Genomic DNA, 11,772 nt, shown 5'->3' with positions numbered 1-11,772 from the left:
CGGCCCAAGCGACTGTTTATCAAAAACACAGGACTCTGCAAAGCCGTAAGGCGACGTATAGGGTCTGACGCCTGCCCGGTGCTGGAAGGTTACGCGGATGGGTCAGCCGCAAGGCGAAGCTCTGAAGCCAAGCCCCAGTAAACGGCGGCCGTAACTATAACGGTCCTAAGGTAGCGAAATTCCTTGTCGGGTAAGTTCCGACCTGCACGAATGGCGTAACGATTTGGGCGCTGTCTCAACCATGGACCCGGTGAAATTGTATTATTCGTGAAGATGCGAATTACCTGCGGAAGGACGGAAAGACCCCGTGAACCTTTACTGCAGCTTGACATTGATCGTTGGCTCGGCGCGTAGAGGATAGGCAGGAGGCTGCGAAGCCCGGGCGCCAGCCCGGGCGGAGCCGACCTTGGAATACTGCCCTCGTCGCGTCGGCGATCTAACCCCCGGCCGTGATCCGGCGGGGGGACCGTGTCAGGCGGGTAGTTTGACTGGGGCGGTCGCCTCCCAAAACGTAACGGAGGCGCGCAAAGGTCCGCTCAGAACGGTCGGCAACCGTTCGCAGAGCGCAAGAGTACAAGCGGGCTTGACTGCGAGGCCCACAAGCCGAGCAGAGACGAAAGTCGGTTCTAGTGATCCGGCGGCACAGAGTGGAATGGCCGTCGCTCAACGGATAAAAGGTACTCCGGGGATAACAGGCTGATCTTGCCCAAGAGTCCACATCGACGGCAAGGTTTGGCACCTCGATGTCGGCTCATCGCATCCTGGGGCTGAAGTCGGTCCCAAGGGTATGGCTGTTCGCCATTTAAAGCGGTACGCGAGCTGGGTTCAGAACGTCGTGAGACAGTTCGGTCCCTATCCTCCGCAGGCGCAAGAGGATTGAGGAGGTCTGCCCCTAGTACGAGAGGACCGGGGTGGACGGACCTCTGGTGCAGCAGTTGTCGACCAACGGCACGGCTGCCTAGCTACGTCCGGCACGGATAACCGCTGAAAGCATCTAAGTGGGAAGCCGTCTCCAAGATGAGTCCTCTTTCCGGTAAGGGCCCAGGCAGAACACCTGGTCGATAGGCCGCAGGTGCAAGGCGTGCGAGCGCCTCAGCCGAGCGGTACTAATAGCCCGAGCTCTTCTTCGCAAACACATTCTCGGTTTCGCGACCGTGAAGTCACGAGCGCTGTGCAACCGCCAGGGTGGCGCGGAGGTCCCGCGGCCGCCGGGCGGGGCCATATGAGGCCCGCGCGGGAACGCCCTGCGCGAGCGCGACCATGGAGGCGGGGATCACCCGGTCCCATTCCGAACCCGGCAGTTAAGCCCGCCATCGCCGAAAGTACTGCAGCGTCAGGCTGTGGGAGGACAGGACGTCGCGCTCGCCCAGGGCGTTTCCGTTTCCGCCGAGAGGCCCGAGGGCCCCCGATCCGGCCAGGATCGGGGGCCCTTTTCCTTTGCGCCGGAGGGCGGCCGACGTGGCCGCAGCCCTCGCCCACACCTCCCGGAGAAACCGTTCTCCGCATGGCCGAGCGCCTGCGGGTAATGGGCTAGAATGCGCGCAGCGATTCGCTCCTGCCCGTCGCCTTGCCGCAGTGCTCGATGGCGCTCGCCCTCGGGCTTGCGCCACACCGCTGAGCCTCTTGACAACACATGCGTTGACCCTCGGGTCAACCTTGTAGCACGGGGTATTGCTCCGAATCTGGAAGACCTGAACGGGCGCTGGGCTGTTCCTGGTACCACCTATGGACAAGATATTTTGAGCATGATAAATGAGTTGATAAAATGCTGTTAATGCTGTTCCGTCGGATCGGAATCCCCGTTGGTGGATTCGAGCTCTCGGAGTCGTTTCTCGAGTAGCGCTTGTTCTTGAACAAGATTTTTAATCATGATTGATTGCTTGCTTGCGATGGCGCTATGGGATAAAGCGATGGCCATAAGAAAAAAGAGGCCGATAAGAAAAATGAAATTGGATGGATTTACGAATCCGAACAGGTGAGAGATTGCGTAAAGAGGTTCGGGAAACACAGCGCACAACACGATGACGGCGGTAAGAACCATCCACAGCAGTGAATATTTCAGCAATAGACGCTCGCGTATGATGAGGTGAACTACGTAAGCGAAGAACGCCAATGCGAGTACGATGACGACGGCTTGCAGTACTATGAGCATGTATCCTCCTGCGGTTCTGTCCTCTTTGTTATGCTGAGGATGGCGATGGAGAGCGAGACTTTGATCATGTAATACAGGCTCGAAAGCCCTCCGATTGAGGATTTGCCCCCTTGCCTCTCATGCATGATCACGGAGGTGTCTCTGATGACGAGCCCCGACCTCCGTGCGAGAACTATAGACTCAGGTTCGGGATAATCGGTTGGATACGAGTGAGAGTAGAGGGCAATTGCCCTCTTTCCCGAAGCACGAAACCCGGATGTTGGATCGCTTACCGTCTGTCCCGTGAAGAGACGTATCCATTTTGAAATCCAGAGAATCCCCACTCGTCTCAAGGCCGTCGATCTGAACCCACCCTCTTTGGTAAGAAAACGCGATCCGATGACAAGATCCGCCCCTCGTTCGACTTCTTCAATAAGCGAAGATATGCAGTTGGCATCGTGCTGCCCGTCTCCATCGAACTGCACGTCAACGTCGTATCCATTTCTTAAAGCATACTTATGACCAGTTTGCACAGCGCCCCCGATGCCAAGGTTTTGTGGAAGGTCAAGTATATTAAATCCGTGCTCAATACAAAGAGAGCGCGTAGCGTCCGTTGATCCATCGTTCACCACAACGTAATCGTAGCCAGCGACCATCACGCTACGCACGACGTCAACTATGCTTTCTTGTTCATTGAATGCAGGTATGATGACAAGTGCCTTCAAAATTATTCCGCTTTCCTAGGATTCGTTTCTTGTGGGGGCATTGCATAATGTGATTATAGACTAAGACCGCCGCTCCGAGGAGGGAGGTACCTGCTCTCGTAAGGCTTATCAGGCGGACTCATGCTCAGAGCAGCGAATTGCTGCGCGCTTTTTCTGAAAGCGTTTTACGGGCGCATCGATAATCCAGAAATTTTACGTTACCGCCTAGTATGACGAGTGCACAGGCGATGAGGGCGTTAGCAGCGGGCAGCATAGAGCCCGACCGGGCGAGCGCAAGCATTTGCTGTATCGGCCATCCCCTATAAGTGAATACCGTAGCCATGGCGCACTTGAAGTCGAATTTCCTTGGCGTCCACATCCCGATGCGGGCTTTCCAGCAGCTCGTCTGCGAGCGGTTGGGTAAGGGCGGTCGTGTACTCGCACCTCCCATTTCCTCGTATAGTGGTAGCGCCGAAGCATGCATCCGTTGCACGACCAAGGCCACGATAAATGTCTCGATCATGCGCAGTCGGGCACCTCTTCGACACGCTCGCCTTTGCCAGGTCCTTTGGCTTCCGTGCGGTTCCTCTTCACCTCATCGGTGATCGAGGCGGGCGATCTCCCGAGGTCGCGCCATCGAACATGCGCTCTCGTTCTTGTCCAGCGCTCGCTCGATAGATACCCGCTCGGCCTTGATGAGCCTGAAGTGCTTGCGTTGCCTTTTCTCTTCTATGCTGCAATCCTCTCTCTTGGAGCTAGATTCCCTGACGAGCCTGTGCTTTGGAAAAGAAATTCTCAAACTCAACTGCACGCGTACGGTTAAGTTTGAGGGAAAAGACGTAGTGTTCGGATGAACCTTTCATAGGCGGGCATGCGCTATTGCGCAGCGTCTTGTCGTGAAGGAGTGTTTTGTACGTTATAATTCCCCGTATGCAACTGGTGCTCCTCATTGAAATGTCTCATTACATGCGGCTTTGCGAAAAAGTTCTATCTGTCCTGGTCAGCTTTACGCTTGCTTCTTCTCTTATCGGTGTTCCCGCCTATGCAGACGAAACCGGGCAGGGCGTGACGACGAGCGAAGAGGCTACGGCGGGCGAGTCTGCCGATACGTCGGTCGATGGTAACTCGCATTTTCCTCCTGCTGAGTCTGACAGCTATTCTGAAGGAGTCGATTCGAAAGGTCTTTCTAAAGAAGATGCGAACGACGGGTTGGAGAGCGGCGTATTTTCGGAAACCGCTTCCGATGAAGCCAAACAAACGGGAGCGGCAATCGTACCGGATGATAAAGAATCGGTCTCCTTCCTTTATATTGCCCGCACGGAGATTATTTCGACCGATTCGCAAGAAATTGCCTTTGCACTTTCCGACGAGTCTCTTGTAGTGGGATCTGCCACGTTGTTGCTAAGGGACGCGACGAGCGGTGAGGTTTTTACGATTCTGAGCGATAAAACGAGCGGAAATGCCGCATCGTTCTTGGTGGGTCCTGGTCTTCTTCCTCTTGGAACGATCATGGTCGAATCTGTTTCGTATACTTTGCAGGGGGATGACCTTGTCCATGAGGTTGATCTGTCGGATAAGGGGTATTCTATCGATGTAGCGGATGAGCTCGATCAGCAGGAGACTGTTACAGCATATTACCAAGACGAAAGCGGAGCCATTGTCGAAACCGATGACTTGGATGCTGCGCTTGGCGAGGTTGTCGGTACGGAAGGCGAGATGCAGGCATCACCCTTCTCTTTAAGAAGCAGAGCCGTCGGCGATGCTGTTGCCTCTCCGGTCATCGCGCTTGATCCAGGGCATGGAGGATCCGATCCGGGAGCTACGGGAAACGGCTTGGAAGAAGCTGATTTGACCTGGAAGATCGCCGTTGCGTGTAAGGACCGGCTCGAAAGCCAGGGATTCACGGTTGTTTTGACGCGTGGGGAAAAGGATGACATTGACGGCGACGATTATCTTGAGCGTGTCGAGCGTGTGATGCACTATGGAGCCGAGGTTTATGTCAGCTTGCATATTAACTCCGCTGTGGCGTCTTCGGCCAATGGCGTCGAAGTGTACGTTCCTAGCAAGTCAGGATCTGAGCATACCCAGGTTTCTGCCGAACTTGCGGATAAAGTCATCGCCAATCTGGAGGCTCTTGGGTTATATAGCCGCGGGGTTAAAGTTAATGACGGTCTTGCTGTTATCAACCAGAGCAATTCTGCCGGCATCCCTGGAATACTGATCGAGCACGGTTTTATCAGCAATGCAGGCGATGCAACGTATTATTTGAGCGATGAGGGGTGCCGTCGACTCGGGCAAGCCGATGCCGATGCTATTGCGCGACAGTTTCCCCAATCGGCTTGGGTCGATTATTCAGCCGTGTATGATTTCAATTATTATCTGGAATATAACAGCGATGTTCGAGATCATTACGGCTCCGATGATCCAGAGGGTGCATTGGGTCATTTTCTAACATACGGGATGGGGGAAGGCCGAAAGGCGATAGCGTCGTTCGATGTGGATTTCTATCGTCAGAACTACGATGATCTACGTTCGGTTTTCGGTAATGATTTGAGAAAGTACTATCTGCATTACGTTGAATACGGCCAGCAAGAGGGAAGAGTTGCTGATCGGCTTTTGGATGACGAGCCGGCTCCCCCCGTGTCGCTCTCGGCGACCCCCTCGGCGGACCGCTCCACCGTCGTCGCCTCCCTGTCCGGAGGCCTCGCGGCCTCTGCGGACTCGGCGGTGTTCGCCGTGTGGTCTGAGCGGGGCGGCCAGGACGACATCGAGTGGCACTGGGCCTCCAGGGCCTCGGACGGCTCCTGGCGGGCCAACATCAGCGTGGCCGACCACGGCTCCTACGGATCCTACGACGTCCACGCCTACGCGACCCCCCGCGGCTCGTCGCGCCTGTCCCTGATGGGCACGACGACGTTCTCGATCGAGGCCCCGAGCGCCACGGTGTCCACCGAGGGCTACGACCAGAAGGCCGGGACCTTCGACGTCGTGCTCAGGGACCTCAAATGCGAGACGGGCGTCTCCTACGTCGAGTTCCCCGTGTGGTCCGAGGAGGGCGGCCAGGACGACATCGTCTGGCATCGGGCCAAGCTGCAGTCCGACGGCAGCTACCGGGCCACGGTGTCCATGGCCGACCACGGCTTCTCCACGGGACCCTACGACGTCCACGCCTACGTGACCGACAAGCTGGGCATCCTCTCCATGCTATCTTCGACCGTGCAGGAGGTCTCGCTTCCCCCCGTGTCGCTCTCGGCGACCCCCTCGGCGGACCGCTCCACCGTCGTCGCCTCCCTGTCCGGAGGCCTCGCGGCCTCTGCGGACTCGGCGGTGTTCGCCGTGTGGTCTGAGCGGGGCGGCCAGGACGACATCGAGTGGCACTGGGCCTCCAGGGCCTCGGACGGCTCCTGGCGGGCCAACATCAGCGTGGCCGACCACGGCTCCTACGGATCCTACGACGTCCACGCCTACGCGACCCCCCGCGGCTCGTCGCGCCTGTCCCTGATGGGCACGACGACGTTCTCGATCGAGGCCCCGAGCGCCACGGTGTCGGTGAGCGATATCAACGAATATGCTGGCACCTTTGTTGTTTCGTTACGCAATATCGTTTCGACCGCCGGGGTCAAAAAAGTTGAGTTTCCAACATGGTCCGCCTCTGACCAAAGCGACATTGCGTGGTATGTCGCAACTCGTCAAGCAGACGGCTCCTATCAAGCGACCGTCGATATCAAGAACCATCTGTTCGTTCCTGGAAAGAGTCGCAACTATTCTATTCATGCTTATTTGACTGACCGCAACAATATCCGATCGCTTATAGATACGACGGATGTGTCTTTCGCCTACACTGGAGAATCTGCAAAGTATTCGATCATGGGTACTTCGAATATGACGGCGAGCCAGATGGCTGCATTCTACAAGTCGAAGAAGAAAGCGTATCCGAGCAATATTTACTCCAACAAAGGAGCTTCAAGCATTGATGAGTTTTGCGCGATCCTTGTTGAGGAGGCTCAGTTTGAAGGCGTGAAACCTGAAGTGGTTTTTGCCCAAGCCATGCATGAAACGGGATGGCTGCAATTCGGGGGAGATGTCAAGATAGATCAATGCAATTTCGCAGGAATCGGTGCCGTAGGAAATGGTGAGCCGGGCTATACGTTCGAAAGTGTGCGGATCGGGCTGAGGGCTCAAGTGCAGCATCTGAAAGGCTACGCATCCAAAGCGGATTTGAACGGAGCCTGTGTCGATCCGCGGTTCGGCTATGTTGATAGGGGCATTGCTCCTAATGTTGAAGATCTGGGGGGCAGATGGGCGACGGGAACTGACTACGGATACAAACTCGTCGATTCAATATACGAGCTAACTTCGTATACGAGTACCCCCTTAGCAATTACGGTTTCAAATATTACTGCCCGTTTTGATGCCGCCGACGAGGCGGCATCTTTACTAGTCCCCCAGTTCAAAGATGGCGTGCAATTCCTTTTCTTTCCCTCCGGAGTGGACATGTCGAAAGTGAGCCTCGACTTTGACACGGATGTAAGCGTCTTTGCGTCGGTATGCACTTTCGGGAACGACAAAGGGGATATCTCGATTGAAAAGGGAGAGCCATTCAATCTGGGTGCCATTATTAACGCGTCTTCAAACGAGGTATCCTACATCGTGCTGACAGTCGGAAACGAAGGTGCTGAGGGTAAGGTGCTCCTTGGGTGCATGCAGGACAGCGGAGTCATGTCGCTGCATTTGACGAGCGACGATGCGAGTGCTTTTGGTCGAGACTACGTTGACGGCAGTTCCGATCACAGCGCGAAGGCAACGGGGAAAATGGTGCTGCTCGGTGAGGGTTTGGATGTGCGATATTCTGGAAAGTTGACCCAGATCAAGGGTCGAGGCAATTCTACTTGGGCTTTTACCGATAAGAAATCGTATCAGATCAAACTCGATAAAAAGGCTAGCCTCATATTTCCTGAAGCGAGCGGGGAAAAGTCGAAAACGTGGCTGTTGCTCGCGAATCCCTTCGATCCGACGCTTATTCGCAATAACATGACGTATTCACTTGCCAAGGAGCTGGGGCTTTCTGGCTCGCCCGATAGCATTCCGATCGACCTATACTACGACGGAGAGTACAGGGGTTCCTACCTTCTCTGCGAAAAGGTTGCTATTGGGTCTGGAAGAGTGGAGATCAACGATCTTGAAGGAGATATCGAGAAAGCCAATCCTAATGTCGACGATTTTGACGATTTGGGCGTCTCGACTGATTTGAACCGATACGGAAACGAGATGCAATGGGTTGAGGGCTTAGCCGATCCCGATGATATCTCTGGAGGGTACCTCCTCGAGTTGGACGATGCCTACTACAGGCTAGAAAAGAGCTATTTCCGTACCAGCGATGGCAGCGCCTTCGTCAGCAAGTCTCCTGAGTATCTTTCTCGAAACCAGATGACATACATCAGCGAGTTCGTTGAGGAGGTCATTCAATGCGTAAAGAACGGGGGTGTAAACAAGGAGACGGGGAAAGGGTTGTTCGAGTACATCGACAAGGATTCCTTTACCAAGTACTTTTTTGTTCAAGATTGGTCTAAAAACGCCGATTCTTTCATATCGTCAACGTACTTCTATAAGCCTGCGAGGGAGGACAAGTTGTACGCGGGCCCCATCTGGGACTGTGATGCGTCGTTCGGAATACGATCCGATGTGAGTATATTCTCTTCGCCCCAAGGCTGGCTCTCACGCGGCTTTGCCAAGGATTTGATCGAGGTATCGTTGTTTCGGAAGGCTTTGCGGGAAACGTACGAGCAAGAGATCCGACCGTCTTTGTACTCGACGCTCCTGGGCACGACAAACGGATTGTACGTTAAACCGTTCGGGTCGTATATTTCGCAATTGGCATATTCTTCCTCGATGAACTACGTCTTGTGGGAATTCGATGACTGTATGGGTACATTTTTTCCAGCTGCTTCGTATTGGGAGAATGTCGACAACATGTTTTCTTGGATTACAAGTCGTTCCGCATGGATCGATGATGAGATTCTCGACGAAAGTTTCACCGGGTCGGTGTCGGCCAGCACAGGGCTTGGATACGGTGCGGTATACGATGCTGCATACTATGGCAAGAACAATCCCGACGTGGTCGATGCCTGCGGAGAAGGTAACTCGGAGGGGATTTTTGAGCATTTCATCCATTTCGGCATGGCGGAAGGCCGACGTGCAAACGAGACATTCGACGTGTTTCGATATAGGACGAGCTACGCTGATCTGAGAAGTGCTTTTGGAGACGACCTTAAAGCCTATTATGAGCACTATATCGAATACGGGCAGTTCGAGGGTCGCTCGGCGTAGCCGGTGTATCCGTTGTCCAGTCCGCCTGCACGCGAAGGAGTGGGCTTTCGGTCATTTGTGCTTGTGCGATTGATTAAGTAGACGTATTCCGATACGCTCTTACCATTCAATTGGTCTGTGGGTACTGTCGACTATGCAGCAAGGAAAACATATGAGAGTTCGAGTTTGCGGAATATGCCGAGGCGATGGCAAAATGTATGCGAGGTTGCTCGTGGACGAGATGGCTTCCGACATCTCGCTAAAAGCGAAGGCTTCCTCGAACGACCTGATTGTCCCCTGTGGGTTGTACGAGACCCTTTCGAGCGAGACTGGTAGCGAGCGGACGTTCGTGCTCGTGTTTCCAATCTTACGCATCCGGAGTGTTTCGCTTTCTATCTTCGGGGTTGACGAGAAAGGAAGCGCGCTTGACCAATGCTCCTTTTCGATCAATTTCGAAAAGGCGAAGTGGCAGTCGCGTATAAACTATCGTTTCAACAAGGAGCTATGCAAAGAAATCAGGGACTACGATAAGATTGGAACGTACAGCAAAATAAGCATGGAGTTTTGGGACTGCATATCCGACAAGAATGTAAACATCTTGCGTGGTCTTGTCCGCATGCCGTACAGAAACGACAGTATCGTTCAAATTACCTGTACAAACGATAGTCTCCAAGAGATTGCGATAAGCCCGGTGTTTCTCAGCGATGTTAAGGTTCGATCGGACGTTTCGGAACGCATCTTTTTCCGAGAGATACAGTTCTCGATTCGCGTTCCCAACAAGATTCAGAACCTCGTGTTCCGCTTGATCGATAAGGCCCATCCCGAGCTCGATAGCTTTGAGGCTATCGAGGACCATGCCTATAGGAAAATACGAGATGACAGCAATGAGATAATGCTCAGTGCGCAAAGCGATCCCTGCTACCCGAAATGGTTTGAGGAGCATAGGGTAGATTTAGGAGCTCTCGCCAAACAGCATGAAACGTTTTTCGATTATCGGCCGCTTTTCAGCATCGTGGTGCCGCTTTACAAAACCCCGAAACCCTTTTTCCTGGATATGCTGAATTCCGTTGTTTCGCAGAGCTATGGGCGCTGGGAACTTATCCTAGTCAACGCCAGTCCGAAAGACGAGGTGCTTGTCGGCTTGGTCGAAGAGGCATCGTCGAACGACAAGCGCATTAAAAGCGTTGTTCTTGAGTCGAACGGCGGGATTTCCGAGAACACCAATGCCGGTTTGGCGGTTTCGTCAGGCGATTTCGTTTGCTATTTCGATCACGACGATCTTCTCGAACCTGATCTTCTCTTTGAGTACGCAAAAGCCTTGAATGCCGACGAAAGCATTGATCTGTTGTATTGCGACGAAGATAAGATGTTGCCAAGCGGCACGTTGGCCGAGCCCTTCTTCAAGCCGGATTTCAACATAGATTTGCTGCGCGACAACAATTATATCTGCCACTTGCTGACGATTCGAAAGAGTCTTCTTGACGAGTTAGAGCCCAACACGGCGCAGTTCGATGGTGCCCAGGATCACAATATGACACTTCAGGCTTCCGAACGTGCGAGGAAGATACATCATGTTGCCCGTGTGCTCTATCATTGGCGCATCAGCGAATCCTCTACGGCGGCGAATGCCGACAACAAGCCTTACGCAACGCAAGCCGGTATAAAAGCAGTCCAAAACCACTTGGATAGACTCGGCATTCGGGCCTGCGTGAGGCAGTCGCGACGCCCGTTTACGTACAGCGTCGACTATCTGCCGCCTGAGAGCGAACCGCTTGTGTCGATTATCATCCCAACTAAAGACCACAGTGATGTGCTTCGTACGTGCGTGGAATCCGTTTTAGACAGAACAACCTATGACAAGTACGAGATTGTGATCGTAGAGAATAACAGCACGGAGCCGAAAACGTTTGCCTATTACGAGGAATTAGAAAAAGAGCATGGTGATCGCATTCGGATTGAATATTGGCCGGCTGAGTTTAACTTCTCGAAGCTCATCAATTTCGGCGTTTCGAAAGCAAGAGGAGATCTTCTCTTGCTTTTGAACAACGATACCGAGGTGATCACCCCAGAGTGGATGGAGCGCATGGTCGGTATCTGTTCTCGCGAAGACGTCGGCGTCGTTGGTGTGCGTCTGTATTTTAGGGATGAGACTATTCAGCATGCAGGCGTATGCGTTTCCGGTGGGGTTGCGGGGCATCTTGGTCGCAATCTGCCCAAAGGCAACTGGGGCTATTTTTCTCTGAGCGATGCAACGCAAGACATGAGTGCAGTTACTGCTGCTTGCATGATGACTAAACGAGGCGTTTTCGAAAGTGTTGACGGATTCTCTGAGGAATTGGCAGTTGCGTTCAACGATGTAGACTATTGCTTGAAAGTCAGAGATATGGAATTGCTGGTCGTTTACACGCCCGAAGTGGAGCTGTTCCACTATGAGTCCCTGTCTCGAGGATTCGAGAGTAGCGCTGAAAAGAAGATAAGGTTCCATCGCGAGGTTTCGTTCATGAATTACAGATGGGCGGAATATTATGTCAAAGGGGATCCATATGCGAATCCCAATCTGTCGACAAACGAGCCTTATAACTGCTATTACCATCTGTAAAAAGTTTAGGTATGCGTAACAGATCGGCGTTT

Annotated in this window: 4 protein-coding genes and 2 rRNA genes (1 of these 6 running past the window's edge); 4 read left to right on the top strand and 2 right to left on the bottom strand. The window is 53.5% G+C overall.

The window, feature by feature from the left end; translation table 11 throughout:
• Nucleotides 1-1,130: ribosomal RNA gene (locus ELEN_RS10305) — 23S ribosomal RNA — on the top strand; it begins 1,841 nt to the left of the window's first position.
• A 120-nt stretch (nucleotides 1,131-1,250) separates the two neighbouring features.
• Nucleotides 1,251-1,365 (top strand): 5S ribosomal RNA (rrf, locus tag ELEN_RS10300).
• Nucleotides 1,366-1,771: 406 nt separating this feature from the next.
• Here rrf and ELEN_RS10295 read toward each other — a convergent pair.
• Entirely contained in the window at nucleotides 1,772-2,152 is a 381-nt protein-coding gene (locus ELEN_RS10295) for a DUF2304 domain-containing protein (protein WP_015760927.1), read from the bottom strand.
• Nucleotides 2,143-2,856 (bottom strand): glycosyltransferase family 2 protein, encoded by a 714-nt coding sequence (locus ELEN_RS10290; RefSeq protein ID WP_015760926.1) that lies wholly within the window; start codon nucleotides 2,854-2,856, stop codon nucleotides 2,143-2,145. Before ELEN_RS10290 ends, ELEN_RS10295 begins: the two co-directional genes overlap by 10 nt.
• Nucleotides 2,857-3,744: 888 nt before the next feature.
• Between ELEN_RS10290 and ELEN_RS15750 the strand changes: the two genes are divergently transcribed.
• Nucleotides 3,745-9,162, top strand: a complete 5,418-nt coding sequence (locus tag ELEN_RS15750; protein WP_015760925.1) for a GBS Bsp-like repeat-containing protein — start codon at nucleotides 3,745-3,747, stop codon at nucleotides 9,160-9,162.
• Nucleotides 9,163-9,382: 220 nt separating this feature from the next.
• Complete coding sequence (locus ELEN_RS10280; protein WP_229079686.1) at nucleotides 9,383-11,740, top strand: glycosyltransferase family 2 protein; 2,358 nt, start codon at nucleotides 9,383-9,385, stop codon at nucleotides 11,738-11,740.
• Nucleotides 11,741-11,772: the final 32 nt, after the last annotated feature.

Source organism: Eggerthella lenta DSM 2243, assembly GCF_000024265.1.
GTDB classification, from domain to species: Bacteria; Actinomycetota; Coriobacteriia; order Coriobacteriales; family Eggerthellaceae; genus Eggerthella; species Eggerthella lenta.
This window is presented reverse-complemented; position numbering and strand designations above follow the sequence as displayed.

Coding starts and splice junctions, on each gene's coding strand:
- ELEN_RS10295 (WP_015760927.1), bottom strand. CDS start 2,152: ATGCTCATAGTACTGCAAGCCGTCGTCATCGTACTCGCATTGGCGTTC.
- ELEN_RS10280 (WP_229079686.1), top strand. CDS start 9,383: ATGGCTTCCGACATCTCGCTAAAAGCGAAGGCTTCCTCGAACGACCTG.